This is a genomic window from Caballeronia grimmiae, from assembly GCF_000698555.1.
Classification (GTDB): domain Bacteria; phylum Pseudomonadota; class Gammaproteobacteria; order Burkholderiales; family Burkholderiaceae; genus Caballeronia; species Caballeronia grimmiae.
Map to the genome: position 1 here is coordinate 23016 of NZ_JFHE01000002.1, position 26602 is coordinate 49617.

At 61.4% G+C, this 26602-nt stretch carries 32 protein-coding genes; 21 read left to right on the forward strand and 11 right to left on the reverse strand.

All coding sequences use genetic code 11. The annotated features are described in order from the left end of the window. Positions 1–6: 6 nt before the first annotated feature. Positions 7–771: a lipoyl protein ligase domain-containing protein gene (locus BG57_RS02390; protein ID WP_035960369.1), complete on the forward strand. Its 765-nt coding sequence runs from the start codon at positions 7–9 to the stop codon at positions 769–771. A gap of 24 nt (positions 772–795) precedes the next feature. Further along, positions 796–1629 (forward strand): hypothetical protein, encoded by an 834-nt coding sequence (locus BG57_RS02395; protein WP_081850816.1) that lies wholly within the window; start codon positions 796–798, stop codon positions 1627–1629. 7 nt (positions 1630–1636) lie between these two features. Here BG57_RS02395 and BG57_RS02400 read toward each other — a convergent pair whose 3' ends face one another. Further along, positions 1637–2149: a glycine zipper family protein gene (locus BG57_RS02400; protein ID WP_035959938.1), complete on the reverse strand. Its 513-nt coding sequence runs from the start codon at positions 2147–2149 to the stop codon at positions 1637–1639. Between the two features lie 28 nt (positions 2150–2177). Next, complete coding sequence (locus tag BG57_RS02405; protein WP_035960371.1) at positions 2178–2516, reverse strand: hypothetical protein; 339 nt, start codon at positions 2514–2516, stop codon at positions 2178–2180. 195 nt (positions 2517–2711) lie between these two features. Between BG57_RS02405 and BG57_RS02410 the strand changes: the two genes are divergently transcribed. Further along, positions 2712–3314: an NUDIX domain-containing protein gene (locus BG57_RS02410; protein ID WP_035959940.1), complete on the forward strand. Its 603-nt coding sequence runs from the start codon at positions 2712–2714 to the stop codon at positions 3312–3314. Here the strand turns inward: BG57_RS02410 and modC are convergent. The 3 genes from modC to modA are packed head-to-tail and all read right to left on the reverse strand — an operon-like array spanning position 3289 to position 5831. Then, positions 3289–4398, reverse strand: coding sequence for a molybdenum ABC transporter ATP-binding protein (gene modC, locus BG57_RS02415; protein WP_035959942.1), 1110 nt, complete (start codon positions 4396–4398; stop codon positions 3289–3291). The genes BG57_RS02410 and modC overlap by 26 nt on opposite strands. Continuing rightward, positions 4391–5071 (reverse strand): molybdate ABC transporter permease subunit, encoded by a 681-nt coding sequence (modB, locus tag BG57_RS02420; RefSeq protein ID WP_035959944.1) that lies wholly within the window; start codon positions 5069–5071, stop codon positions 4391–4393. Before modB ends, modC begins: the two co-directional genes overlap by 8 nt. Before the next feature lie 7 nt (positions 5072–5078). Further along, positions 5079–5831, reverse strand: coding sequence for a molybdate ABC transporter substrate-binding protein (modA, locus tag BG57_RS02425; RefSeq protein WP_035959946.1), 753 nt, complete (start codon positions 5829–5831; stop codon positions 5079–5081). 264 nt (positions 5832–6095) lie between these two features. Between modA and BG57_RS02430 the strand changes: the two genes are divergently transcribed. From BG57_RS02430 to BG57_RS02445, 4 genes are all read left to right on the forward strand, one after another. Then, a complete protein-coding gene (locus BG57_RS02430; RefSeq protein WP_229753971.1) occupies positions 6096–6893 on the forward strand; it encodes an enoyl-CoA hydratase/isomerase family protein in 798 nt (265 codons plus the stop codon). Between the two features lie 21 nt (positions 6894–6914). Then, the gene (locus BG57_RS02435; protein WP_035959949.1) at positions 6915–7580 is read left to right on the forward strand and encodes a glutathione S-transferase family protein; all 666 of its coding nucleotides are present in this window, start codon (positions 6915–6917) and stop codon (positions 7578–7580) included. Positions 7581–7705: 125 nt separating this feature from the next. Next, positions 7706–7891: a hypothetical protein gene (locus BG57_RS02440; protein WP_152562486.1), complete on the forward strand. Its 186-nt coding sequence runs from the start codon at positions 7706–7708 to the stop codon at positions 7889–7891. Between the two features lie 271 nt (positions 7892–8162). After that, the gene (locus tag BG57_RS02445) at positions 8163–9647 is read left to right on the forward strand and encodes a tyrosine-type recombinase/integrase (protein ID WP_035959955.1); all 1485 of its coding nucleotides are present in this window, start codon (positions 8163–8165) and stop codon (positions 9645–9647) included. Between the two features lie 144 nt (positions 9648–9791). Here BG57_RS02445 and BG57_RS34270 read toward each other — a convergent pair whose 3' ends face one another. Further along, positions 9792–10253: a helix-turn-helix domain-containing protein gene (locus tag BG57_RS34270; RefSeq protein ID WP_371875859.1), complete on the reverse strand. Its 462-nt coding sequence runs from the start codon at positions 10251–10253 to the stop codon at positions 9792–9794. 695 nt (positions 10254–10948) lie between these two features. Between BG57_RS34270 and BG57_RS02450 the strand changes: the two genes are divergently transcribed. From BG57_RS02450 to BG57_RS02485, 8 genes are all read left to right on the forward strand, one after another. Further along, the gene (locus tag BG57_RS02450; RefSeq protein WP_035959957.1) at positions 10949–11311 is read left to right on the forward strand and encodes a hypothetical protein; all 363 of its coding nucleotides are present in this window, start codon (positions 10949–10951) and stop codon (positions 11309–11311) included. A gap of 383 nt (positions 11312–11694) precedes the next feature. After that, on the forward strand, positions 11695–12162 hold the full coding sequence (locus BG57_RS02455) for an Hcp family type VI secretion system effector (protein ID WP_035959960.1): 468 nt from the start codon (positions 11695–11697) through the stop codon (positions 12160–12162). 19 nt (positions 12163–12181) lie between these two features. Next, positions 12182–12565 (forward strand): DUF3592 domain-containing protein, encoded by a 384-nt coding sequence (locus BG57_RS31100; protein WP_160174700.1) that lies wholly within the window; start codon positions 12182–12184, stop codon positions 12563–12565. Then, positions 12546–13109, forward strand: coding sequence for a hypothetical protein (locus BG57_RS32400; RefSeq protein ID WP_152562487.1), 564 nt, complete (start codon positions 12546–12548; stop codon positions 13107–13109). Before BG57_RS31100 ends, BG57_RS32400 begins: the two co-directional genes overlap by 20 nt. Before the next feature lie 48 nt (positions 13110–13157). After that, positions 13158–13628, forward strand: a complete 471-nt coding sequence (locus BG57_RS02470; RefSeq protein ID WP_035959964.1) for an Hcp family type VI secretion system effector — start codon at positions 13158–13160, stop codon at positions 13626–13628. A 6-nt stretch (positions 13629–13634) separates the two neighbouring features. Next, entirely contained in the window at positions 13635–14066 is a 432-nt protein-coding gene (locus tag BG57_RS02475; protein WP_152562488.1) for a DUF3592 domain-containing protein, read from the forward strand. Between the two features lie 111 nt (positions 14067–14177). Further along, positions 14178–14444 (forward strand): hypothetical protein, encoded by a 267-nt coding sequence (locus BG57_RS02480; RefSeq protein ID WP_035959968.1) that lies wholly within the window; start codon positions 14178–14180, stop codon positions 14442–14444. A gap of 108 nt (positions 14445–14552) precedes the next feature. Further along, positions 14553–14903 (forward strand): hypothetical protein, encoded by a 351-nt coding sequence (locus BG57_RS02485; protein ID WP_152562489.1) that lies wholly within the window; start codon positions 14553–14555, stop codon positions 14901–14903. Between the two features lie 396 nt (positions 14904–15299). Here BG57_RS02485 and BG57_RS02490 read toward each other — a convergent pair whose 3' ends face one another. The 3 genes from BG57_RS02490 to BG57_RS02500 form a co-directional block, all read right to left on the reverse strand. Further along, complete coding sequence (locus BG57_RS02490; RefSeq protein WP_035959973.1) at positions 15300–16859, reverse strand: hypothetical protein; 1560 nt, start codon at positions 16857–16859, stop codon at positions 15300–15302. 789 nt (positions 16860–17648) lie between these two features. Then, positions 17649–17966 (reverse strand): c-type cytochrome, encoded by a 318-nt coding sequence (locus tag BG57_RS02495; protein WP_035959975.1) that lies wholly within the window; start codon positions 17964–17966, stop codon positions 17649–17651. Continuing rightward, positions 17963–19231: a PQQ-dependent sugar dehydrogenase gene (locus BG57_RS02500; protein ID WP_035959977.1), complete on the reverse strand. Its 1269-nt coding sequence runs from the start codon at positions 19229–19231 to the stop codon at positions 17963–17965. The genes BG57_RS02495 and BG57_RS02500 overlap by 4 nt, the downstream gene beginning before the upstream one ends. A 272-nt stretch (positions 19232–19503) precedes the next feature. Here BG57_RS02500 and BG57_RS02505 point away from each other — a divergent pair, with 272 nt between their 5' ends. Beyond that, entirely contained in the window at positions 19504–20748 is a 1245-nt protein-coding gene (locus tag BG57_RS02505; RefSeq protein ID WP_308743650.1) for a polysaccharide pyruvyl transferase family protein, read from the forward strand. Between the two features lie 25 nt (positions 20749–20773). On the opposite strand, the gene BG57_RS02510 is transcribed toward BG57_RS02505, so the two are convergent. Beyond that, positions 20774–21217, reverse strand: coding sequence for an SET domain-containing protein (locus tag BG57_RS02510; RefSeq protein ID WP_035959981.1), 444 nt, complete (start codon positions 21215–21217; stop codon positions 20774–20776). Between the two features lie 335 nt (positions 21218–21552). Between BG57_RS02510 and BG57_RS02515 the strand changes: the two genes are divergently transcribed. The 4 genes from BG57_RS02515 to BG57_RS02530 all read left to right on the forward strand — a co-directional run bounded on the left by BG57_RS02515 (position 21553) and on the right by BG57_RS02530 (position 24035). After that, complete coding sequence (locus tag BG57_RS02515) at positions 21553–21843, forward strand: hypothetical protein (RefSeq protein ID WP_035959983.1); 291 nt, start codon at positions 21553–21555, stop codon at positions 21841–21843. 84 nt (positions 21844–21927) lie between these two features. Further along, on the forward strand, positions 21928–22257 hold the full coding sequence (locus BG57_RS02520) for a cupin domain-containing protein (RefSeq protein ID WP_035959986.1): 330 nt from the start codon (positions 21928–21930) through the stop codon (positions 22255–22257). A 137-nt stretch (positions 22258–22394) separates the two neighbouring features. Then, on the forward strand, positions 22395–23471 hold the full coding sequence (locus tag BG57_RS02525) for an MBL fold metallo-hydrolase (RefSeq protein WP_229753969.1): 1077 nt from the start codon (positions 22395–22397) through the stop codon (positions 23469–23471). A 252-nt stretch (positions 23472–23723) separates the two neighbouring features. Then, the gene (locus BG57_RS02530) at positions 23724–24035 is read left to right on the forward strand and encodes a hypothetical protein (protein WP_229753968.1); all 312 of its coding nucleotides are present in this window, start codon (positions 23724–23726) and stop codon (positions 24033–24035) included. Between the two features lie 40 nt (positions 24036–24075). Here BG57_RS02530 and BG57_RS02535 read toward each other — a convergent pair whose 3' ends face one another. Further along, complete coding sequence (locus BG57_RS02535; protein WP_035959990.1) at positions 24076–24390, reverse strand: hypothetical protein; 315 nt, start codon at positions 24388–24390, stop codon at positions 24076–24078. Positions 24391–24775: 385 nt separating this feature from the next. Between BG57_RS02535 and BG57_RS02540 the strand changes: the two genes are divergently transcribed. After that, positions 24776–26587 carry a RecQ family ATP-dependent DNA helicase gene (locus BG57_RS02540; protein ID WP_052005618.1) on the forward strand — a complete coding sequence of 604 codons (1812 nt, stop codon included), beginning with the start codon at positions 24776–24778 and terminating at the stop codon, positions 26585–26587. The last annotated feature ends 15 nt before the right edge of the window (positions 26588–26602 follow it).

The window sequence follows — 26602 nt, forward strand, 5'->3', positions numbered from 1 at the left end:
CATCCCATGCCCTTCGAACTGCTCGACCCCGCTTCGCTTCCCGGCGATCCGCTCGACGCCGAAGAAGCACTGCTCGCGCGTGCCAGCGCAGGCGACGCCGTCGCGCACTTGTGGAGCGCGCCGGTATCGCTCATCGTGCCGCGCAGTTATCAGCGATACGCGCCGCTCGCCGACGCCCGCGCGACCTTCGCGCAACGCGGCTGCCCCGTGTGGCTGCGCTTGTCCGGCGGCGGGCTCGTGCCGCAAGGCCCGGGCATCCTCAATCTGAGCCTCGCTTACCCGGTTCGAGCGACGATGGGCGCGCTCGCTGAGCCGGTCTATCTGCACCTGTGCGGCATCCTCGCCGATGCGCTCAACACGCTCGGCGTCCTCACGCATCATCAGGCCGTGGAAGGCTCGTTCTGCGACGGGCGGTTCAATCTGGCGTGGGGTCCGGGCGGCGATGCGCGCAAGATCGCGGGCACCGCGCAGTACTGGCGGCGCGCGCCGCAGACATCCGCGCTGTCATCCGGTGATCGCGATACGCCGCGCTATGCGGTGCTCGCTCACGCGGTGCTGCTCGTGAACGCCGATCCCATCGAGATCAACGAGCGCGCCAATGCGTTCGAGGCGATGATCGGCAGCGGGCGCCGCTACGAGGAAATGAAAGTGGTGACCGTCGCGCAGGCGCTCGCTTACGAGTGCTTCGACATCCCCGCCGACCTGTTCGATCGCGTGCGCGGAGCGATCGCAGCGCGCATCACAGAAGCGGCTTTGCCCGAGGGAAGCTGAGTCCTCATTCGCATCGAGGTGGCCATGCCGCTCAGACGTGCATCGAACGGCTTCTTTTTTGCGCTGTGGGTCGCCGTCTGCGCCGCCGCGCCCGAATTTCTATGGCAGGGTCTGTTTTCCCTCTTCGGACATTTCTCCCTCACGGACGCCGCCGCCGCGCTGCTGATCGGCGCGATTCTCGCGTTCTTCGTCGATCCGGTACTCGAGCGCGTGCGTGGACTCGCGTCGGATTCGTCGTCCGAACGCGACGCCAAGTCGCCGGCCTTTGCCGCCTGCGAGGCGCTGAGCTTCGCGTTCGTCGCGGTGTGCGTGCACGAGGCGATCACCGTGTATGTCGCGGCGGGTCATTCCAACCAGCAGGCATCCGAAAATCTCGCAAAGGCGGTTGCGCAAGCGCTGCAATGGGCGGCGCTGCCGTTCGTCATCACGATCGCGTGGCTTGCGGCGCGCGGGCCGGCGTGGGTCGCGTGGCCGGCGGCGATTCTCGCGGTCGTCGCCGGATTGCTATGCGGCCTCGTGTTCCAGTGGGAATTGCGCGTGCTCGTCACGAGTTTCATCCCCGCGCTGCTGATTCTGTTTGCGGGCTGCGTCATCGTGCGGCAGCAGTGGGACGTATCGACGTTCGGCCGCTGCGCCCGCGCGACAGGCGTCATCGCGCTGACGTGGCTCGTGCTCACCGGATTGCTGCAAACCGCGCTGTGGCTCGCGCACGTCCAGGCGTTTCGCGTGTATGAGAACGCCGAGTTCTGGAGCGATTTGCGGTTTTATATCGGCTGGGTGACAGGGTTGCTCGTTGCGCCGGGGCTGGTCGCCCCGGTGCATCCGCGTTCGCGGGCCGCCCACGGCGCGCGCCGCTGACGCGTTCTTAACTCGACGGCGGCGGAGGCGGCTGAATGCCCGGCGGCGGAAGCGGGGGCGCGTAAGAGGCGCCGTTGGGCGGAGCGGTGCGCAGCGGGCCGTACACCGGCACCTTGTCGCCGGCGGCGTACATGCATTGCAGATAGGCGTGATCGTAGTGACGCTGCACGCCATAACCCGATGTCTGCGCCGCGCCGACGCCGAACGCGCTGCCCGTCAGCAGCCCCGCCCCCGCGCCGATGGCCGCACCCGATCCGCCGCCGAACGCCGCACCCGCCGCCGCGCCGATCGCCGTGCCGACCACCGCGCTGCCGACCGCGCTGTTCGTCGCCGCCTGATCGGCCATGACGCCGCCGACTTGCTGAAACGCGAACTGCCTGCACGAGGCATCGTCGGCACGGAACTGGTCGAACGTCTTGCCGCTGCCGGGCAGCGCCATCACGCTGGGGCCGGTCGGCATCACGGTACATGCGCTCAGCCCGGCGAGCGCGAGAAGAATGACGAGCCTTCGGTAGTTCATAAAAAATGACTCTGCTATGACTGCGTTCTCAGTTCGAAGGCGGAGGCGGCTGGGCGGGCACTTCGCGCCATCCGCCGGGACATTCCTTCGCATACGGGTAATACATGCGCGAGCCGTCGCAGTAGTACCACGACCCGGCGGGCTGCGCGGGCGCGGCGACGGGCTGACCCTGCTCGACGTAAGTCGTCGGCGCGGCGGGCACCGCGACCACGGGCGGCGGCGGATAGTAGTAATACGGCACGGGCGCGACCGGGTAATACAGCGGCCCGCCGAACCATATGCCGACGCGGCCGCCCGCGTGAGCGGTTGCGGCGACGCCCGCCGTGGCGATCACCGACGCCACCATTAAAGCCTTGAGGCGAATCACGACGTTCTCCAGAAAATTGCTTGCGCCGTTGCCTCTTGGCAGGAAGTCATTCGATTCCCGCGCGGACCCCGTCCGGCGCATTTTTCAACGCTATGCCAGTTGCAGCAAAAACTCAATTACAGCGCGGCCGATGATTTTTTCCGCCCGTTACCCGGTAATAATCTCTGCCGGGAAAGCTGCTCAAAGGAGAGCCGAATGAGTGAGGAAATTGCGACGAAGGATCGCGTGCGCGTCATCGATACGGTCGTCTTGTCGGACGACTGGTACGTCCTCAGAAAAGTGATCTTCGACTTCCGCCGCCGCGACGGCGTGTGGCAACGTCAAAGCCGCGAGACTTACGATCGCGGCAACGGCGCGACGATCCTTCTGCACAACCCGCGCGAAGGCAAGGTGCTGCTGACGCGCCAGTTTCGGATGCCCGCGTTCGTCAATGGGCACGACGGCATGCTGATCGAAACGGCGGCCGGACTGCTCGACGACGCCTCGCCGGAAGAGCGCATCCGCGCCGAAGCCGAGGAAGAGACGGGGTATCGCGTGGAGCACGTCGAGAAAGTCTTCGAGGCGTTCATGAGCCCTGGCGCGGTGACCGAAAGGGTCTACTTCTACCTCGGCGAGTACGACGGCTCGATGCGCGTCAGCGACGGCGGCGGCATCGCCGATGAGGGCGAGGAAATCGAGGTGCTCGAACTGCCGCTACAGGAAGCGATGGCGATGATCGAGCGCGGCGAAATCGTCGATGGCAAGACGATCATGCTGTTGCAGCACCTCGCGCTCAGGCAAGCAGCGACACGGCCTTGACCTGCGCCCACACGCGCATGCCGGGCGCGATACCCAGCCGGTCCAGCGAATAGCGCGTGAGGCGCGCGAGCAGCGGCGAGCCGTCGACGTCCAGCCGCACGACGGCTTGCGACGGATGCGTATCCGCAGCAATCGCGACGACGGTCGCCGGCAGCACGTTCAGCACGCTGCTTTGCGTCTCGCCGCGCTCCCCAGTGATGAGGCTCACGTCGCGCGCCTTGACGGTGACGCGCATCGCGTGGCCCAGCGCGGCGGACGCGTGGAGCACCGTCAGCGACGCGCGGCCGCCGGGCAGCGCGAGCGTCAGCAGTTCGTAGCGCGCGTCGTATCCGGCGACGACGCCTTCGAGGACGACGGACGCATCGTCGGCGAGGGCCATCGGCAGATCCAGACGCGCGAGCGTGTCGGTGATCGGACCGCTCGCGAGCGCGCGGCCCGCATCGAGCAACACGAGATGATCCGCGAGCCGCGCGACTTCTTCGGGCGCGTGACTGACGTAGAGCATCGGGATATCGAGTTCGTCGTGCAGGCGTTCGAGATACGGCAGTATTTCGAGCTTGCGCTTTTGATCGAGCGACGCGAGCGGTTCGTCGAGCAGCAGCAGACGCGGGCTCGTCAGGAGCGCCCGTGCAATACCCACGCGCTGCCGCTCGCCTCCGGACAGCCCCGCCGGCATCCGCTCCAGCAGATGCGTGATGCCGAGCAATTGGGCCGCGTGCGCGAGATCGACGCGCCGCATCGCGCGGGGCACGCGATCCAGGCCGAAGCGCAGATTCTTCAGCACGCTCAGGTGCGGAAACAGGCTCGCTTCCTGAAAGACATAGCCGAGCGGACGCTCGTGCGTCGGCAGCAGGATGCGTCGGGCGGTATCGAGCCACACTTCGCCATCGACGGCGAGCCGCCCTTGCGTCGGCCGCGCGAGACCTGCGAGGCAGCGCAGCAGCGTCGTTTTGCCGGAACCGGAATGGCCGAAGATCGCCGTCACGCCGCGCCCCGGCAACGTGAGATCGATATCAAGTGTGAAGCCGCCTTGTTCGACGACGAAGCGCGCTTCGATGTCCTTCGCAGGCGCGCGGCTACGCATGAATTGCCGCCTTTCGACGCGTCGAATACAACAGCAGCAGCACCGCGAACGAGAACAGCACCATGCCGCCCGCGAGCCAGTGCGCATGCGCATATTCGAGCGCTTCGACGTGATCGTAAATCTGCACCGAAACCACGCGCGTGCGGCCGGGAATGTTTCCGCCGATCATCAGCACGACGCCGAATTCGCCGACCGTATGCGCGAAACCGAGCGTCGCCGCTGTCACGATGCCGGGCCGGGCAAGCGGCAGCGCCACCGTAAAGAACCTGTCCCACGGACCTGCGCGCAGGGTCGCCGCGGCTTCGAGCGGACGGCGGCCCATCGCTTCGAATGCGTTCTGCAGCGGTTGCACGACGAAGGGCAGCGAATAGATCACCGAGCCGACGACGAGCCCCGCGAACGTGAACGGCAGCAGGCCGATGCCCGCCGCCGCCGTGAGCTTGCCGACGATGCCGTTCGGCCCCGCGAGCACGAGCAGATAGAAGCCGATGACCGTCGGCGGCAGCACGAGCGGCAGCGCCACCACCGCGCCGACGACGCCCTTCAGCCGCGACGCGGTATGCGCGAGCCACCACGCGATCGGCGTGCCGATGACGAGCAGCAACGCCGTCGTCAGCGACGCAAGCTCGAGCGTGAGCGCGATGGCCTGGAGATCGGCGTGGTCGATCGGCATGTTCGGATCAGAGCTGATAGCCGTACGACTTGATGACCGCCGCGGCCTCCGGGCCTTTCAGATAATCGGCGAACTGCTTCGCAACGGCGTTGTCCTTGCCCTTCTGAAGGATGACCGCGTCCTGCCTGATCGGCTCGTGCAGCGAAGCCGGCACGATCCACGCCGAGCCGCTCGTGATCCTGCCGTTCTTGTAAATCTGCGACAGCGCGACGAAGCCGAGTTCCGCGTTGCCCGTCGCGACGAACTGCTGCGCCTGCGAGATGTTCTGCCCTTCGACGATCTTCGCCGACACCGCTTGCGTCAATCCGAGCCTGGCGAGCGCCTGCGTCGCGGCGAGGCCGTAGGGCGCGGCTTTCGGATTCGCGATCGCGAGATGGGTGAACGCATTCTTCTTGAGCACGTCGCCGTTGGCGTCGACGTAGCCGTCTTTTGCGGACCACAGCGCGAGCGTGCCCGTCGCATAGGTGAAGCGGCTGCCCGGCACGGTCAGGCCTTCGCTTTCGAGTTTGGCGGGCGTGGTGTCATCGGCGGCGAGGAACACTTCGAACGGCGCGCCGTTCTTGATCTGCGCATAGAACTGGCCGGTCGCGCCGTAGGAGGCGACGACCTTGTTTCCGGTATCCCTTTCGAAGTCTGCGGCGATTGCCTGTACCGGCGCAGTGAAATTGGCGGCGACCGCGACCTGGACTTCGCCCGCAAGCGCCTGCACGGAGGCGAAGCCGAACGCGAGCGGAAGCACGGCGCAAAGCAGCGAGCGCATCGGACCTATCTTCACGAGAATTCCTTCGGAATGGACGGCGCGAGAACGCGCGAGGTTCGTAATATAGCCGACTATACGACGTCCGCGCTCGCGGGCTTCGTGACATCATGCTGATGAACGAAACGCAGCGCATCGTGTGAGTCGTACTCATTCCACTGAGTTGACGATGCGACCAGTTTTCGCCGAGACTAGCCGCATAGAGACAACGAGCAACGCGCACCGAATTGAGCGATGCTCAAGCCACGCGCCAACGGAGAGACAGAGATGAGCGACGCAATGAACCTGCAACGCCTGAAGCTCGCGGTCGATGGCCCCATCGCCCGCGTGACGCTCGATCGGCCCGACGTGCGCAACGCGTTCGACGACGCGGCCATCGTCGAGCTAACCGCCGCCTTTCGCGCGCTCAACAACGACGCCAGCGTGCGCGCGATCGTTCTCGCCGCGAACGGCCCGGCGTTTTGCGCGGGCGCGGATCTGAACTACATGAAGCGCATGGCGGGCTTCACGGAAGCCGAGAATCGCGCCGATGCGCTCGGTCTCGCGACCATGCTCAACACCATCTACACGAGCGCGAAGCCGGTTATCGCGCGCGTGCAGGGCGATGCCTACGCGGGCGGCATGGGCCTCGTCGCCGCATGCGACGTCGCGGTGAGCGTCGACTCGGCGCAGTTCTGCCTGTCCGAGGCGAAACTCGGACTGATGCCCGCGACGATCGCCCCCTACGTGATTCGCGCGATGGGCGCGCGCGCCGCGCATCGCTACTTCGTGACCGCCGAGCGCTTCGACGCGGCTGAAGCGTTGCGGATCGGCTTCGTGCATCAGGTCGTTACGAGCGATGCGTTCGACGCGACCGTCGACGGCATCGCGGCCAGCATCGCGGCCAACAGTCCGAACGCGGTAGGCGAGTGCAAGCGGCTCGTCGCGGACCTGGCGGATCGCGTCATCGACGACGTACTCATTTCCGACACCGCCGATCGCATCGCGCGCATTCGTGCATCGGACGAAGGTCGCGAAGGCGTGCGCAGCTTTCTGGAGAAGCGCAAGCCGTCGTGGCTCGGCTGAACTGATTGTCGGGAGGAGAAGGTGATTACGCTGCATCACTGTGTCAGCGCGCGTTCGTTCCGGCCGCTGTGGGCGCTGGAGGAGATCGGCGTGCCTTATGAGCTCAAGATGCTGCCGTTTCCTCCGCGCGTGATGGCACGCGCGTTTCTCGACACGAATCCGCTCGGCACCGTTCCCGCGCTCAAAGACGGTGCGTTGTTCATGACGGAATCGGCGGCAATCTGCCAGTATCTGGCGGCGCGTTTTTCGCCCGGCGTGCTCGATGTCGCCTCGCACGAAGCCGATTTCGGGCGCTATCTCAACTTCCTGCATTTCGGCGAAGCGACGCTGACGTTTCCGCAGACGCTGGTGCTTCGGTACACGCATTTCGAGCCGCCGGAGCGCAGGCAGCCGCAAGTCGTCGAGGATTACGCGAAGTGGTTTCACGCGCGGCTGCGCACTCTCGCGCCGTTGCTGGAGCGTCAAGACTTCCTGTGCGCGGGCCGCTTCACGGCGGCGGATATCTCTGTCGGCTATGCGCTGATGCTCGCGGAGCACCTGGGTTTGAGCGATAGATTCGCCGAGCCCATCGCCCGGTACTGGTCGCGGCTGCGGGAGCGCGAGGGCTTTATCCTCGCGTTGCGCGCGCAAGATGCGGCTGCGCGGGCGCAGGGCGTGTCGCCGGTGCCTGCGCCCGATACGCGCTGACTCCCTCCTTCAAGTCCCTCCCTCCGTGGGGCTGTCTGTTCCGCTGCGGGACTCTACTCTGCACGTCAGGCGTCGGAATTCATGGGCGCCGATTCTGACGACGAGTTTCCTGCGAGGTGGCGGCGATGTACGTCTTTTCCTGGTTCTTATCGATGATTCTGGCGCTGATGGCAGCGGCTACCATCGCGTTTGCGATGCCCCGTTCCGCCGCCGATGAACTCAGCGCGGTGACGGCGCCGCAATCGGCGATCGGTGCGGAGATCAATCGGGCCGGAGCAATGGTTGCGTCGTGTACGGGTGGGGCTAGGTGAGCACTGGCGCTGCCGCCGGGGTGCATTGCGCAGCGCGGGCGGTTAGTGCTTTCGGATCAATGCGTTAGGCGATTGATCGGCAGGATATCCACATGCTTGTCCAAGGAATCTGTGGATATGTTCTTATTGCATCGCAGCACCTCCCTACCTTGGGGTAGAACAACTAAGTTGTTGAAAAAACGGCGTTTCAGACACCTTGTTTACCAGCGCCGGTAGACCGTACATTTGTTCCTACGCCCGCTCACAAGGGTACTTTTAGGGAACAAAAAAGATGCAACTCAGCGAACAGCAACTCAGCAAACTGACCGCCACCGACGCAGACCGAACGCTCACCGACAGCCCCGGCGTCCGGGGCAGGGTTCGCGCAGGGGTTGACGGCAAGATCAGCGTGTCGTTTCTATTTCGCTACCGCTTCGACGGAAAACACCGCGACGCGCCGCTCGGCACGTGGCCTCACAAGAGCCTCCATGACATTCGCCGCGCCGTGCTCGACGCGAAAACCCAGCTCGAAGCAGGCATCGATCTCGTCGGCCAGAAGCAGGAGGCGCGCAAGTCACTACAACTCGTTTCGGCGGCGCGGGACAAGCTGCTGGCTACCCAGCGGCAGGACATCGCGTTGGCCGAATGCAGCTTCAAGGCGCTGTTCGAAGCGTGGCTGGAGGACGGCACCATCGCAAAGAACAAGGACGCGATGAAAAGCTCCGTGACTCGGCATCTGTGCATGTTTCTCGACCGTCCTGCCGGGACGATCTTTGGCGACGAATTCGTACCCGTGCTGCGCGCTATCGCCAGCAAGACGAAATCCGTAGCGATCGCATTGTTTCGCATCATCCGGCGCATGTACGGCTGGGCGCTGACGCACAGCAAGTGGACCACGGTAATTCGCTTCAGCCCGTTGGCCGCGACCAAGCAACACATCATCACCGGGCAGTACCTGCGCAAGTTCAACAAGCGCGCGCTGCGGCCGCACGAAATCCCGCTTCTGGATCGCAGGATTCAGGAGACGCACATTCCCGAAGATCGCGCGGTATGGGGCAAGGCTCGCATGACTCCGCTGCCCGCCGACAGCGAGCACGGCATCTGGATATTGCTTGGCACGATGATGCGCGTCGGTGAGCTGTGTAACTCGCTGCGGTCCTACGTCAACTTTGAGCGGCGCGAATGGCGTCTGCCGCCCGATATCGTCAAGACCGAGAACCAGCACGTCATCCACCTTTCAGATTTCGTCATCGGCCACCTTGAGAAACTGTTCGCGCTGTCTGATTCGCCGTGGGTGATGCCGCACCCCGACGACCCCATGCAGCCGATGCCGCCGCAGCTATTCTCTAAACGAATCGGAGACAGGCAGAAGCCGCGCCGTGCGCGCAAGACCAAGACGCGGCAATCGCCTACGTGGACCGGTCTCGACCTGCCGGGCGGTCGGTGGATGCTGCACGATCTGCGGCGCACGGGTGCATCGTTGATGCAGGAGCAAATGATTCTGCCCGTCGTCATCGAACGATGCCTGAACCACTTTCAGGAAAGCGACATCAGACGCACGTATCAGGTGTACGCCTATGAGCCGCAGATGAAAGAGGCGTGGTTAGTGCTGGGTCAATATCTCGACCAGTTGCTGAATCCGACCGAACCCGGCATCGAGCGCCGCCCGGTCGCGCCGCCGCCTGTGCCTGCCGAGGAAGATTGGGAAGTGTTGCCTGCGGCTCGTCATTGGAGACGCAGCCCTTCAGCGGTCGTGATTGGAAAACTACCTGCCTGAAAATCCGAGCATCAGATTTTTTACTTGTTGGGTGAAGAGAGAATAAATCCCTCACCCAACAGGCATTATTGTAACAAAAATTCTACTTTTTGTCAAGTTGCTTACATTCCGACAGTGGTGGCGCTAAGAGGGTAATTAGCGCACTTAGTGCGTCCACTTGGGCCGGAGTGAGCAGTTGAATGTCATAAAAAAATCCGCTTCTCGCTGCTGCGGACTGCCAGAAAACGTGGCAACCAACGTAACAATCACGTCCTTCTGAGCCGCCGTGAGTGTTCGGTATTCGCGCAGTAGCGTTATCAAGCGCTGCAATCGAGTTGCGCCTTCAGATGAACGGACCATACCGTTTCTCTCAGCGCCTGACCGAAGCCATTCCAAATCAACGTCAAGCGCTTGTGCAAGGAGCTTCATAGAGGCGACAGAGGGCATGCCTGCACCGGACAGCCATCTAAAAGCTGACTGAGGCGTGACTTCCGCGTTCGCATCTCGTGAGTTGCAGAGCCGTGCTAATGCTGTTGGACCTCTCAGACCGCGTTGGGCTATCGACAAAAGAAGCCGTTTGGCGAACTCGTGCTTTTCCTGTTCGCTTCTCCAATGATGTCGAACCATGAGCGTTGCAACCTAACAAGCTAAAACTTTACTATGCTAGACAGGTCCGGCGACTTGACTAGGAATTCGCCTGCTTTTTACTGCCGAAGATCATTGGTCTGGGGCCGGTGACGCCCCCTTGCGCAATGCGGCGGAAGGCGTCGCGTCATGCGGCGCGTTGACATCGTGCAGGTCGATCAACGGCCCATGCAGAACGCAGACGTTCGAACTGTCGGTAATCGACGTGCAGGCCGCAAGCAGCACGGCCGTTACCATGCACATGCAAGCCCCTATCCTCATTTCGCCCTCCGCAATAGTAATTCAAGCGATTGCGCCTTAAACCACATTCGGTGCTCGGCGGCAAGCGACACTTTTCGACATTCCAATCTTTACTGCTCCGTTATCCTTGAAGGGCTGGGTGAGTTTGCATTCAGTACAGGCACGACTAAAACCTGTGTTCTCTCAGTAAAAGAAGCAACCGCGGTGCGCCGTCCAAACGCGCGCCGCGTCAACGACTTGTATCCTTCCTTCACGCGTGCAATTTGCCGCGTAGCTGTCGTTCGTCTATGGGCGGGCGCATGGGAAGGCAGGGGGACGCTCAAGCGTCTGCCGGGTGTTGTTGCTTCTTCCGGTTTTTAGTCGACCCTGTTGGACTGTGCGCCTGCCCACCCTACCCCGTGGTGCAGGTCTTTCGTGTTCGACATGACGAGCTAACGATGACCGCAAGACAACAAGCGTCGCACCATACGATTCCTGACCCCTCCAAGGTCGATGGGCTGCACGTGAAGCGCGACTCCGCATATTGGATTTACCTCAACGCAAGCGTGCTTGAGACGACCAGAGACAGCGTTGCGAAGGAGTTGGAGCAAGCGCTCAAGAACAAGAGGGTCCCCAAGGTACTCAGCCAATCAACTACTCACGAAATCCTGCGGTTGGTGCTGAGTCTGAATGCAATGGTCATGTATCAGGGTGCGCTCGAAGAGGCTGATAATCAGACCGCCTTTCGAGACGCATGTTCAGACATACTAACGATTCAATCGGTCTGTTCCAACCGTTCTATGATCGTCTGGAGCGACTGAAGCACGCACTACCGGCTCAGGTCTATTCGCTTGAACAGTACCACGCAGAGATCGTCGCCTAGTCCAAGATACTTTTACGATCGACGAGCAACTTCGCAAACTTGCACAGCCAATAGCGAACTTCTTCAATTCGAGCAATTCGACTTCGCTTACCTGACCTTGGGCAAGCTACTTGTTGGATTCTCGACCTAGGAAACTCTTCTGATAATTCTGGCCCGCCTCGTGCGGGCTTTTATTTTGCGCCAGCAATCAGTGAAATTTCGTTCCCGCGGACCGATGGTGTTGCGTTGCTGCGTTATCCTGAACATGCCAGTCGAAAGTGACTGTCCCTCGGTGTTTTCCCCGCCTCGTGCGGGGCTTTTTTTATTCACTCGAACAAGACAATGGCAGACATATTTCTCAAAATCGACGGCATCCAGGGCGAGTCTCAAGAGGTAGGCCATGTCGGCGAAGTGGAAATCACTAGCTGGGCTTGGAAGATGCACTCCGACGGTCGGTATCTGACAGGCTCCGGTGCTGGCAAAGCCACCGTTGAGGACATGGAACTTACGCACATGATCGATGCCGCAAGTCCAAACTTCATGCGCTATTTTCTGCCGGGTTCGGCCATTCCAAAGGCAATCATCACGATGCGTAAAGCGGGCACCGTGCCTCTCGACTTTCACAAGTTCACCCTGGAAAACGTGCGAATCACCGGCGTCAACCCCATTGGAAGCGACGGTACTTACATCGAGCGGGTTACGCTTTCTTTCACGAAAGTGAAGCAAGAATACCTACTCCAGACCGCAGCGGGCATCAAGGGTGGCGCTATTACGGCGACGTTCGACCTCCGAGAAAACCGTGAAGTCTGAGGCGAAACGAATCGAGTGGGTGTCCGTCTTTCTTGGCGCCTGTGTAATCGCCATCGCCGCTCAGTTCACATGGTTCGACATTGACTTCTATCTGCATTCAACTGTCGCACTTGGCGAAGTGACGAAGCTCAATCATGGTGGCTACCACCCACAGATCGTGTTTACAACGGACACAGGTGAACGCATCTCCTTTCCCGGAAGCAGTACCTACCCGGTCGAAGTCGGGGACCGACTGGAGGTGCGCTATCTCCGAAGCACGCCACACCGTGGACCGAAGGTTAATCAGAAGCTCAATCTGTTCGACTTCATGCCGATCCTCATCGGCGTGGGATTGGTGATCTCCGGATTACGAGGGAAGCTCGTTTTCTTTGGCAGGAGCAGTAATGACGTACCGAAAGAGTGATTGGACATTCGACACAAGCGCCGGTGCTGCAATCGGAATAGGCCCCTTCTCCCTCGCACGCGGAATGATTGTGTTGAAAGAACCAAAAGATGGCCCGTCTAGACTTTTCAGCTATTCCACTTTTGGCATGGGGCTAAAAAGCTATCGGTTGTCCAAGGGATTCCAACTACCGGGCATTCCTCTACCACGCGGCCACGAACTTTCCGGCACGGGGTCTACGTCTGATTTTTGGTCCGATGGCGTGATCTTCATGAATCAGACGTTCCAAAGAGAAGAACTAACGCTGCAAGATTTCCTCGGCGGCGCATTTATCGGTGACTTCGGCGGCGGTGTATTCGTCGCGAAGAACTATACCGCGATGCACGTTGGTATTCCCAAGCCGCTGATGCTTGCGTCTTATATGAACCCGGTGTTTCTCAGCCTCGCCATGAACGCTGCGAAAGCAATCATCCTTATGAAAGGCGTGAGCGAAGGTTTGATTGATGGTGTCGGCCTGACCTCATCGGTTGGCTCGCTGGAATACAAAGGTACGTATCAGGGTTGACTCGTAACCCTTGCGGGGTATTTTTGACCAAAGCAATGTGAGGTTCAAATGGCAGGTCCGATATATGTGTTTCTGAAAGACCAAAGCGGTGTCGACATCAAGGGTTCATGCACGGTGCAGGGCCGCGAAGGAGCCATTGACGCATTCAGCTTTGTCCACAACCTCTACACGCCCTGGGACGCCATGTCGGGTAGGCCGGCTGGTCAATGTCACCATCAAGAAATTGTCATCGAGAAGGACATTGATCGGTCCACGCCGTTCCTCTATCGCGCCATCCAAAAGGGCGAGACATTTAAGGAAGCCACAGTTAAGTGGTATCGCACCAATGAGAGCGGCCGAGAGTATGAGTATTTCAATACCATATTGACCGGTGTGAAAGTCGTTTCGGTCACGCCACACGTGCCAAACCCAACAAAGACGGACTCGCCGCACCAGACACATACGGAATTCATCTCGTTGCGATACACAACGATCACATGGCTTTACCTCGACGGCAATCTTCGCTTCACCGCATCGTAGGCTCTGTTGTCCGAACGTTCGATCTCAAACGAAATGTCCTTCCTTAGAAAGCGGAAGTACAACGGCTCTGCGCTGGTGCTCGGTTTGCTCGGGCTGATGCTTACGCTCGCACTACTCTGGTGGCGAGTGTCCTTTTTTCTGTCGTCAACCGTCGTCCTCGGCGAAGTCGTCCATCTGAATACGCCGTCCGGGTATCACGCCGACGTGAAGTTCACTACGCGGGAAGACGAGACGATAATCATTGCGACCGGTCCCGGCTATCCCGTCGATGTGGGCGACCGCTTGGAGGTCCGCTATGTTCCCTCTGATCCACATGCCGAAGCCACGCTTAACCAGTTCAGTAGCTTGTGGGAACCCGTATTGATTCCCGGTGCGGTGACGATCGCCGCACTGTTGGCTGCGTTCTTCAACCTACCGCTACAACAAAAAGGACGCTGATCCAATGCCCGCCGCCGTAGAACGGAGGGAAGAAAGACTACCGGAAAAGAGGAGCTGGGACTGTGGGATGCGTTCGGCACGTCCCGGCTGCTGAAGAAGAACGCCCGGCAAGTGGAGAGCCTGTTTTATACCGAGGCGAACCGCGCGCAGGAGCAAGGACGGGATGCCAAGGTCGAAGGCGGGCAAGACGATCTCGCGAAGGCTGCAAGCGATTCAATCGATCAGATCAAGACGCTGGCGGGACAGGCCACGACACTATATAAGTCGGCTGGCGGTGATGTTGCCTCGATACGATCCGAGCTAGAGGCGATTGACGAACAGCGGCAGGAAGTGATGCGCGGCTTTCTGCGGCAGGCCAAGTCTGTGAGGGGATGGTGATGAAGCGTTTGTTCAACCAGTTCATCGTGCCGGTCTGCGCCAGCACGATCAAAACCTGCATCGGCTTGCGTGGTTCCCGTGGCGACTGTTCCTGGCGACGAGCTGCACATGCGCGACTGGTTCGTTCGGATTCGCCGTGCCGGGTGTTATGAGGAACCGCAGCCCAAAATGATATGGGACGGCTGTTGTTATATCTCGTGCGAGACGCCCGAGCCATGCCCGGCCAAGACACTGGAATACAAGGTGTTCGACATCGACGCCGAGGGCCGCATGAGCTTCTATTGGGACAAGCTGCTCTACACCCAGCCGCCGGGGCGCTATGAGGCGCTTGTGCATGACCATGCCAAGCAGCCGGTGTTTGCTTTTGGCATTCAGCTCTGCACCGATCCGATTGTCGTTGAACAAGTTACTTGTGAAATGGCACAGGCTGAAGGGGCGGCCTGTAACAATGATTCATAAAAGCGAAGTCATAGTTTACATATTGAAAAGCAATGCTTACGATTTTGTAGTCTGGTTGTAATGCGCAATCAGGCTGTTGAAAGTCAATCAAATAACAGGAAACTTCTCATGAAATCGAAACGTTTGTTGTTCGCCATGTTGGTGGCTAGCTTCCTAGGGTTCGCGAGTGCAGCCCATGCGGATGAAGGCGAGACGAGAATTGATCTGTTTTGCTGGGGTCTAGACCCCTGTGTGCAAAACACTCTCTGGTACTAACCAACTTTAACATGCATCAGCGCTGATGCACCTGCGGGTTATCGGAGGTTCGTATGAAACTTGTCTCGTTGACTGGCTTTACCGCGACACTCAGCGCTCCGATGACCCGCCAGCAGCTCGATTTACCGCTCAGCCCTATCCTCATTTCGTGGCTGATTGCGCGGCTCGGGTCAGACGGCTACCTTCCTGCGACCAGCCGAAGTGGTCGTGCAACGTGATTTGCGGCAGGTCTTTGCGTGCATGTTCGATGTAGGCTCGCATGTAAGCTCCCAGCAATTCCCAATGCGCGTGCTGCACGACGACGATGCCGTGATGGCTGACGCGTTTGATAAGGTCTTTCGGGCTGTGCAGCTCGGCACCATCGATGAACACGTCGATGGGTGAATCGCTCACGGACGTATGAATGCGCCAGCAATAGGTGAAGGCTCGGGCGTCCGTGGCGCTCATGATATGAGCGTTGGCGATCGGATAAATCGCCTGTCGGCAAAGGTATGTACGGTGGGTGCGCTGCGTTCCCGACTCGTCCGTATCACTGGTCAGGTGTGCAACGCCCAAGGGCTTCGCTTCATCGACTTGTAGGGGACTCACCAGTTCAAAGCGGCGGTCGCTGTACGCATCGACCACTTCGCGCTGTGCATCGGGCGTGCTGATCTGCGGCATCGTGAAAGGCAGGGCCGAAGCAGCGGCGGCGACGGGCTGTGCCGTCTCGTTGGTATGGACTATCTCAATCTGCGACATCACCGCTGTGGCGTGATCCATGCCAAGCACGATGGGCGACTTGATCTTGCCAAAGTGCCGACAGTGATCGCACACACCGGGACGCCGCTCGGCGAACGCCGCGCAAGTCATCGGCATGCCCGCGGTGCCAATCGGGCCTTGCTGACGCTCCAGCGTGTTCAGTTTGGCGTCTGTGTCCTCGGGCCGGTAGCGGGTCGTATCGGCGCTGGAGAGCCGATGGCACGAGGCGCGCCCATCTTGGCAACGCATCACTACGGACAACATGCCGCGCCACACATCCTCGGTCTGGATCGCTGCTTCACGGATTTGCTGGCATCCGGCGACGATGGGTTCAACGTGCTTGACGGTCGGTATCGACACATCGAGCACGAACGCATTGGCTGATTGGGACGGTGAGGCCGATCTATGTTTCGGTAGCTTGGTCGGACTAACAAGCGTCATGTAGGGCTTGGCAGCGGCGACGAGGCGTTCCGCGAATTCGATGTCGCCGTAAGGGGCGGCGGGTCGCAGGAGCCGCACTGACTTTGGATGGGAGGGGTCTTTCCAGTTGAATGTGCCGACCGGGCGCAGGACGCGGGAGGCGTCTGCGGTGCAGCCGTGGTCGGCTTTCAGTCCTTTGCCAATCGCGAGTGCCTTCAATGCCGTTGCGGCCCGCTGCCAGAGGTCTAGCGGCAAGTCTGAGCCAAGCGGCCAGTAGACGTGCAGCCCGTGACCGCTGCCGACGATCATCGGCGCAGGCAATGCAGTTTCTTTGACAAAGCGTTTCAACGCGTCAACGGCTTCCGCCTGACTCGCGTAGGCGCTCGACTTGTCAGGCTTTACGTCGATGTCGCACCAGAAGCTGTGCAGGCATTCGACGTTGTCGCGCGTGCGGAAAAACTTGGTGTGCCCTTGGGCCGCGCGCAGTGGATCGGGATCGGTGCTTCTATGTTGTGTGCAGCCATTACTTGAAATTGAAAACAAGTTTCACCAGCGATCTCCGGATGGCTAGTAACGAACGCGCAATAGCCAAACGCAGAGTTGCTAACCACGGCATCGGACAATTGTTCGACACCTGTTAGCAGCAGTTAATCGCTGGTTGTTGTTATCGGTATTAACTTCGACCTTCAGGCAAGACCGCCTGTGCGGCGCTCGGCCTTACCGGGCGGGGGATGCAGGATTGCGCATCTAGACCGCGCTCCGCCCCACTACAGGGAAAACAAGGGACTACAGTTGTGAGTTGTGCAGCGCGGCGAAGATGCAATGCGCCTTGGATACGGGCCAATATAGACCCTGCAAAACATTATTACAAGAACGTTGTGATTGTGCGACGGCTAATGACGCTTTTGTCATTTATGACAAAACATTTGTTTTGTTTTTTATCCCGTGAAGTGTCTTTTAATCGGTTGAAAAATCGTCAATTCAAGACCGGGTTTTGAGGGAAAATCGTGGGGTAAATACGGCGAGACGACATCGGCCGACGCCGAGCGTATAATCGATTCGCTGAATAAACAGATGCTTACGACCGCTTTAGGCGACGTTCACAAGTTACTACAGGTTTTCTGTGGACAACCACCGCTGCTCCTCAGCACCGCCAAACTCCGCGCCATCCCGGAATCGACAGCCAAAAAAAAGCCCGCTCATTGAGCGGGCTTGAATCCACATCGGTTGAGACATGGAGGAGACAAGAGCTAGTATAAACCCTTAGTCCGCCAAGTCAAGCGTCAACTTCAAAAAACTTCGACACCGGGTAGCTGCCGTCGCGCACACGCATCACTGCTTGCCGAGGCTGTGGTAGTAAGCCGCCAGATTTGCGATATCCGCATCGGACAGGCCCTTGGCCATCATCGTCATCATCTCGTTCTGGCGCGCGCCGGAGCGAAAGTCGTTCAGCGCCTTCACGAGATACTCTTCCGTCTGACCGGCGAGATTCGGCGCTTCCGGCAGCTTCGACATGCCGTCCAGCCCGTGGCACGCCTGACACTGTGCGGCCTTGGTGCGGCCCGCCTTGACATCGCCGGCCGCGAGCGACGGCTGCGACAACGTCATCAGCGTGGCCGCGAGCGCACCCGCCAACATTGCGGCCCTCATTTCGCCCCCGAGTAAGAGATGCGGTAGATCGCGCCGGCATAGTCGTCGGAAACGAGGAGCGAGCCGTCCTGCAGCATCTGGACATCGACCGGGCGGCCCATGTACTCGCCGCTTTGCGTGAGCCAGCCTTCCGCGAAGACTTCCGCCTCGCCGGCGGTGCCGTCGTCCTTGACCGGCACGTACATGACGCGCGCACCGATCGGCTTCGTGCGATTCCACGAACCGTGTTCGGCGACGAAAATGCCGCCCTGATATTTCTGCGGGAAGGTCTTGCCCGAATAGAACGACATGCCGAGGTCCGCCGCGTGCGCGGCGAATTCGACCTGCGGATACACCACGCCCGCCGGCGGGTTCTGATCCTTGTACTCCACCGTGCGCACCTTGCCGCCGCCATACCACGGGAATCCGAAGTTTTCGCCGGCCTTGGTCGCGCGATCCAGCTCGCCGGGCGGCGTGTCGTCGCCCATGCCGTCGACCTGGTTATCCGTGAACCACAGCGTCTTGTCCTTCGGATTGAAGTCGAGCCCGACCGAATTGCGCACGCCATGCGCATAGACTTCGCGGTTCTTGCCGTCCTGATCGACGCGGATGATGCCCGCCAGCCCGTTGCGATCCAGCTCCGCCAGCTTATCCTTCGGCGGCACGTTCCAAGGCTGCCCAAGCGCGATGTACAGCTTCTTGTCCGGCCCGATGCGGCACGCACGCGCGCCGTGGTTGAAGCTTTCGAACTGCGTCGGGATCAGCTTGCCCTGTGCGAGCACGACGGCCGCCGCCACGTCCGGGCCGCCTTCGCCGAAGAACTGCGCAGCCGGGAAACCGAGCACACGGTTCTGCTCGACGACATACAGAACGCCGTCCGGCGAGAAGCACACGCCGTTGGGCACCTTGAACGTCACCGACGACGCGAACTGCGCCACATCGCTCGCCACGCGTTGCTTGGTCCGATCCGTAACCTGCCACACGCGATTCTTCCGCGTGCCGACGAACACCACGCCCGTCGACGGTTCGATCGCCATGTGCCGGGCTTCGGGCACGACGGCATACAACTCGATCTTGAAGCCGGGCGGCACTTTGATCTGCTTGAGATTCTCGCGCAGGGCGTCGGCGGTCTTGCCGGTCTGCGCGATGGTCTCAGCCGGCTGCGAGTTGCCCGTCTGTCGAAAGTTCGACAGCTCGCTGACGTTGTCCTGCGCCGCGCGGGCGGCGGGCAGACAGGCGATCATCGCGCCGACGGCCAACGGCAAAAGCTTGAGCGTTGCGTTCATTCGTTGTCTCCAGTAGTTACCACTTAGGGAAGCTATTTTTCGAACAACACGAATACTTTCGCCGAAGCTGCGGCGGGGAGCCGACGCGTGCGTGCCATGCCGCTGCCTACGGTGAGAAGAATCTTACGATACGAATCGCGCAAAGTAAGCGACGGGCGAATGATTTTGCAACGATTCGAGGGTAACGCCGGCCGATTTTTCCGCTAGCCGGCGCGGGATACTGTTGCGGGAAGCGCGCTCGCATAATCTCGATCATTGAATTCGGAGGCCCATTGCCCGACGCTTCTATCTCGATGCATGCAGCAAGGCCGGTCATCGTGTTCGGCGCATTCGACCGTCACAACTTCGGCGACATGTTGTTCGCGCACGTGGTCGACCGGCTGCTGCATGAACATCGCATGGACGTGCTGCCGGTCTTCGCCGGGCTGGCGGCGCGCGATATGCGCGGCTACGGCGGGCACGACGTCGTCGGGCTTGCCACGCTCGCGGCGAGCTTGCGCGATGCACCCGTCAGCGTCATTCACGCGGGCGGCGAAGTGCTGACTTGCGATGCGTGGGAAGCCGCCGTGATGCTGTCGCGGCCCGAAGACGCGCAAGCGTGCATCGCCCGATACGGCGCGCGCGACGACAACCGCAGCGCGTGGGCGCGCTCGACCCTCGGCACCGACGCGCTCGCGCCGTATCTCATTGGCAACGAGACGTTCGCGCAGGCGTCGTCGATCGGCTGCAACGCGATCGGCGGCGTGACGCTCGGCTCACGCGATGCGCCGTTTCGCGCCGAAGTCCTGACGAAGCTGCGCGGCGTCGATCACCTGAGCGTGCGCGACGCCCACACGCAGAGCGTGCTCCAGACGGCAGGCGTCGCGGCCCGGCTGATTCCCGATCCGGTATCGGTCATCGCGAAGCTGTTCGATGCGCGTATCCGCGCTCGCGCCCGCCACGGTTCGATGGCCTCGTCACAACGCGCGTTCCCTCGCGGCTATCTCGCGGTGCAGTTCAGCGCCGATTTCGGCGACGACGCGACGCTCGCGCGCCTTGCCCATCAACTCGATGTGATCGCCGTGAGCAGTGGTTTGGGCATCGCACTGTTCCGGGCCGGCGCCGCGCCGTGGCACGACGACATCGCTGTGTATCGACGGCTCGTTGCACGCATGAGCCATCGTCACGTGACGATTGTCGAATCGCTGGATATCTGGGACATCTGCGCGCTCATCGCGAACAGCGCGGGGTTCGCGGGCAGCAGCCTGCATGGACGCATCGTCGCGATGGCGTATGCGTTGCCGCGTGTGAACGTGCTTCATCCCGACAATGCCGCGCAGACCGGCAAGCAGGCCGCGTATGCAGAGACATGGGAGATCGAGGCCATGCGGCGCGCCGTGGGTATCGACGAACTCGCGCTAGCAATGCGCGATGCGCTAGCTTCCGACCGCGATGCGCTGATGCGGCGCGCGCGCGAACTGGCGACGATGTATCGCGCGGGCGCGGCTTCGCTCGTGACTCAGGCGCTCGAAGGTTGAAGCAAAAGCAGCCGCACGCGAACGATCAACGCGCGCTGCACAGCATCGTTCCCCGGCATTCCTTCGCGAGGCACCGGCAGGCGTAGAGCCGTTTGAGCGCCGCCGTGCGCCGTCCTTCGACCGTCAGTTGATAGTCGATGAACAACTCTTGCCCCTTGCTGATCGGACGGATCGCGCGGATGAACACGCGCTCGCCGTCCTGTTCCGCCTCGCAATTCGGCGCGCAACTGTGATTGAGCCAGCGCGCCGAGTTGCCGCCGCGTGCGCCGTCGATCACGCGGCCATCGTCGAGTCCGAAGAAGAAGGTGTGGCCGTCTTCCGCGTTCGATTGCTCGTACACGCGCTGCGCTTCCTTCCACGAAAGGCGCTTGCCCTTGTATTCGAAGAGCAGCGCGCCGGCGGGCAGATCGGCGAGGGCGAACACGCCCCGGCCATGAACGGGCGAATTGCGGACAATGGTTCGACGCATGGTGTGGCGGGTCGCAGTATCGAGTTTGAATGTTTGAGCGCGGGCGCGGCGATCGCCGTCATGCCCATGCCCGCAGTTTCCCCGCCGCAGCGCGAGACGCAGGGCGCGCAAGCCATTGAGCGGCACGCTTGCGCGCTATCGTAACCGCATCGTGGAAGGATGGGGAGGGGCGCGCGGAACGCATGTGATGATCCGCTTGATTCACGACGACGGCGGACCTGCCCGCTTCCGCTCGACCCGGAACGCTCCCGAGCGCCCTCATTCTTTGCTCATTCTCGCTGAGCACAATGCTCCCATCGACGAACCGGATAGCCACTTCGAAAAGGGAGCATGAAATGAAGACGATCGGAACCGTGACACTGGCGCTGGCAATCAGCATGGGATGCGTGACGGCGGCGCAGGCGCATCCGTTCATCGGCGTGGGCATCGTGGGCGGACCGGTGTTTCCGGTCGCGTCCAGCGGACAGAGCGCACCGCCGTTGCCGGTGTATCCGCGTGCAACCGATTCTGGCCCCGCGCCGTTGCCGCTCGATGCGCCGCCGCCCGTCTATGTGCAGCCCGCCGTCGGCAACATCGCGGCGGTGATGCATGCGGCCGAAGGCATCGGCGCGGCCAGTTCGATGTGAGCGCGTTTCACATCAGCGTCAAAAGCATTCGTTTGCCCGCGTGCCACACGCTGGATTAGCCTCAGGCTTTAATGGGAGCCGACGATGATCCAGCCCGTTACACTCGAAGCCATCGCCGCGACGGCGCGCGATGGCTACATGAACCGCGTGATCGCACGCAACAACGATCACGACATCCATATCAGCGTGATGCACGCGCCCTACGCCTGGCACGTCCATCCGGACTCGGACGAGACCTTCATCGGCGTGGAAGGCACGCTTTTGATCGAACTCGACGATGGCGTCGTCGAACTGCACGCGGGCCAGATGCTGACCGTGCCCGCCGGCACGCGCCATCGCACGCGACCGCTCGGCGTGCGCTCGGTCAATCTCACCGTCGAACGAAGCGGCAACGCCACCGTGCTCTGCGACTGACCGCGACGCTTTGAAGTAAATGCTGCACGGCATATAGACGCGTGTCCGTAGCGAAGCCTAGTATCCCGACAGAGCCAGCTTTCGCATGATCCACGAGCTTTCGGTTCCCTGTCGGCAGTCTTCAAAGGAGACGTGTCATGAGAACGGCTGGTCTGTTGCGAGCTTTACCCGCGGCGCTGATTGCATCGGCGGCGTTGCTATCCGCGTGCGGTCACGATCACGGTTCCGGCATGACGCCGGCCAACGCAGCGGACGCACCGCTCGCATCCGATCCCGCGTGCCAGAGCCTCGTACCCGCATCGCAGGGCGGACCGCTTCCGCAAGGCGACACCGCCGTGCTCCGCTGGCTCGGCACCGCGAACTACGAGCTTGCGTATCACGGCGTCGTCGTCATCATGGACACGTATTACGAACGCCCCGCGCGCACGGCGTCGCTCGGGTTCACGGTATCGCAGGTGCAGAAGGCGAACGTGATCCTGATCGGCCACGCGCACTCCGACCATATCAGCGACATAGCCGCCGTCGCGGCGCAAACGAAAGCGCAGGTGATCGGCTCCGCGATCACCACGAAGGAAGCGCAAGTGCTCGGCGTGCCGGCGTCGCAAACGACCACGGTCACGGGCAACAACACCGAGAAGTTCACTTACGGCGATATCACGGTCAGCCCGACGCACATCATCCACAGCACCATCGAGGCGGGATTGACGACGCAACTCGCCGCGCTCTATGCGCTCGATGCCCCGCCGCTCACCGCCGCCGAGCAGCAGCAACACGATGCGGTATCGGCGCGTGGTTCGAGCGATCCCAACATCATCACGCAAGGCACGATGGGCTTCACGTTCACGTTTCCGAACGGCTTCAGGATCGTCTGGTTCGACAGCGTCAGCAACCCGAGCCCGGAAGAACTGCAACTGGCGACGAGCGTCGCGCCGGGCGTGGACGTCGGCATCTTTCCGTGGACGCCTCATCCGATCGCCGAAACGCAACTCGGCTATACGTTCCAGCATTTGCAGCTCTTCAAGCCGAAACTCTTCCTGCCCGATCATCACGATGCGATCTGGGGCGCGTGGCTCGACAACGGGCTGTCGCCGCTCTTCACGAAAATCCGCGACGAGTTGCCGGGAACGAAGTACGTGGAGCCGCTGTATCGCTCGCCCATTTGCATCCGCACGACGGGCAACAGCCGTGACGAGTTCTTTATGGGCGGGACGTAAGCCGATGACCCACACGTGGCGGCTCGCGGCCGCCGCGCGGGCGAGAGCAGGCGGTGCTATAACTGTTGAAGCCGACTCGCACTCATGCGCTGCGACGCTGGATCGTCCTTTGCTAAAGTCGTCTCTCCCCGACAGAACGCGCGCTCACTTCGACGCCAGCTCCACGACATGACCACCCAGCTCAGTGACGAATGCAAATCGCGGCTCTTTCGCTTGACATTGGCGACGCCAGTGGGAGGCGTCGCATTCGTCATGGCCGATAGCCGCGAGGCGGCGTCGCGCATCAGCAGAACGGTGATTGCCGTGCTCAACAGCGTCGCCATCTACGACGTGACGCTCAAGGAAGTGCAGTCGTTCAGCGAACTGGTGCGCGGGGGCGAGTCCGATGATGAAGACATGCGCGTGTTCGAAGTCGCGAATGCGGATGCGGATGCGAAGGCGCCCGTATGGACAGATACGCCTTATTTCCTCACCAACGATCCTTCGCTGCTCGGCAAATGGGCCGAGCTACAAGCCGACATTGCAGCGAACGTGGCTCACGCCGTCATACGGCGCGCGAAGTAGGTAATCCGGGCAGGCTCGAGCGGATGGCCGCTCGAATAAGTCAGGCGGCGACGCGCCTGTTCGGGCGCTCTTGCGCGTCAGCGGCGGCCGATGCGGAATTCAGCGCGGCATCGAGCAGGGCGAGCTTGCGCTGGAGCGACGCGACACGATGGCTCTGCGAGGGCACGAGTTCGTATTCGCTGTCGAGTTGCGCAACGCGCATGTCCCAGTACTTCGTCGGCAAGCGTCCGGGTGCGGCGCTGCCTTCGACGAAACACGCCAGAATCGATTCGAGATGTTTCAGTTCGCCCTCTGCCAGTTGTGCGGGGCGTCGCTGTCGGAAATCGGAGGCTGTGCTTGCATCGGTGCTTCGCATGTATTTGATCCGGCTAGATTCGAGAAGCGACCATTAGAGCAAGCCTCATACCATTTGACTGTCAACGATACGCAAAAGATGTATCTGGATGAAACGCTCGTGCTCTGAACGTATGCGGGGCGGGGCTTCCCCGATTTACTTTTTTCATTCGAGGAAACGGGTGGGCGCGGCAAGTGGTGAAATCGCGTTCCGCAAAGCGCAATCTTTTCATCGCTCGTGTGATTTATTCAAATGCATTCGCTGGGACTGCAGTTTGCTTGATGCCTTCGATCATCACCTAGCAAGTCTCTCCAAATGCGAAGCGTTTCAATATGGCGAAGTCGCCGTTATCGAACGACGCTTCAATAAACTCAACCACGCGGCGCGCTCCATCGACTCGATCTACATGAACGACACCACTCGCACCGCCACCACGCGCGCGCGCAAGCCGCTCGACCGCGAACTCGAAATCGCGCTACGTAAAGTCTTCGGTTTTCCCAATCTGCGACCCGGTCAGGACGAGGTCATACGCAGTGTCCTCGACGGCAACGACACGCTCGCCGTCATGCCGACAGGCGCAGGCAAGTCGCTTTGCTATCAACTGCCCGCATTGCAACTCGATGGCATGACGGTCGTCGTGTCGCCGCTCATCTCGCTGATGCGCGATCAGGCGGTGAAGCTCATCGAAGCGGGCGTCGCGACGGCGGTCATCAATAGCACGCTGTCGACGACTGAAGAGCGCGCGGCGATGGACGCGGTGACGTCCGGCGAGATCCGCATTCTCTTCGTGACCCCGGAGCGGCTCGTCAACGCGGAATTCACCGCGACGCTGACCGGCAAGAACATGCCGGCAGTGCCGCTCGTCGTCATTGATGAAGCGCACTGCATCTCGCAGTGGGGCCACGATTTCCGCCCCGCCTATGTCGAACTGATCCACGCGATCAGAACGCTCGGCAGACCGCCGGTGCTTGCGCTCACGGCGACGGCCACGCCCTCCGTCATCGACGATATCGTGCGCGAATTGCAGATGCGCCGCGCCAATGTCATTCATACGGGCGTGTATCGCGACAACCTGCATTTTGTGGTCGAGCAGTTGACGAACCCCGAGGAGAAGCGGGCGCGCGCCATTGAACTGGCTCGCACGCTCGAAGGCAGCGGCATCATCTATTGCGCAACGGTGGCCGAATGCGAGGCGCTGCATGCCGCGCTCGCGGAAGCGGAAGTATCGGCGGAACGCTATCACGGCAAGCTCGCCGCGAGCGCGCGTTCGGAGGCGCAAGACGCCTTCATGGCGGATGAAGTGCGCGTGATGGTGGCGACCAATGCGTTCGGCATGGGCATCGACAAGCCGAATATCCGCTTCGTCCTCCATGCGCAAGTGCCGGGCAGCCTCGACGCTTACTATCAGGAAGCGGGGCGGGCAGGGCGCGACGGCGAGCCCGCCAAGTGCATTCTGCTTTTCGAACTGAAGGACAAGCAGGTGCAGCAGTTCTTTCTCGGTGGACGTTACCCGAACGCCGAAACGATCCGGCGCGTAGGCGAAGCCGTGCGCGATCTTGCACGCGAGAACGAGAGCCAGACGCTGGACAAGCCGCTCGAACGCCTGCGCGAAGCGTTGCCGCACGTCGGCGCGAACAAGCTGCGGGTGGCGGCCACATTGCTGAACGACATGGGCGTGACGCGCCGCACGCGTCGTGGCGGCATGAAGCTCATCGACGACGGCAAGGCCATCACCCAGCTCGACAATGCGGCGCAAGCCTATGCTTCGCGCGCCGAACGCGATCGCGCGGTGCTGGAACGGATGATCGGCTATGCGCAGAGCGCGCGTTGCCGATGGCGCATGCTGCTCGACTACTTCGCATCCGATGCCGAATATACGCGCGCGCTGGAGGCGGCGAGCAAGGCGGAAGTGGAGTATCAAGCGCCCGACGACGAACTCGCAGGCGGCACCTGCGGCTCATGCGATAACTGCCTGCATCCGCCGGAAGTGACGGAAAGCCCGCGCGAGGTGCGCGAGCACGCGATGTCGCAGGAACGGTCCAATGACGAGGCCAAGCCGAAGCGCAACGTGCAAGCCTTCAATCAGGGCGATCGGGTTCGCGTGCGCCGCTATGGCGAGGGCACGGTGGAAATGGTGAGCGGGGATCGGGTGGCGGTGCGCTTCCCGGACGACGAGACGCGCACCTTCATTGCGCGCTATGTGAAGCGCGCGGCGTGATACGTCGAGTGACGG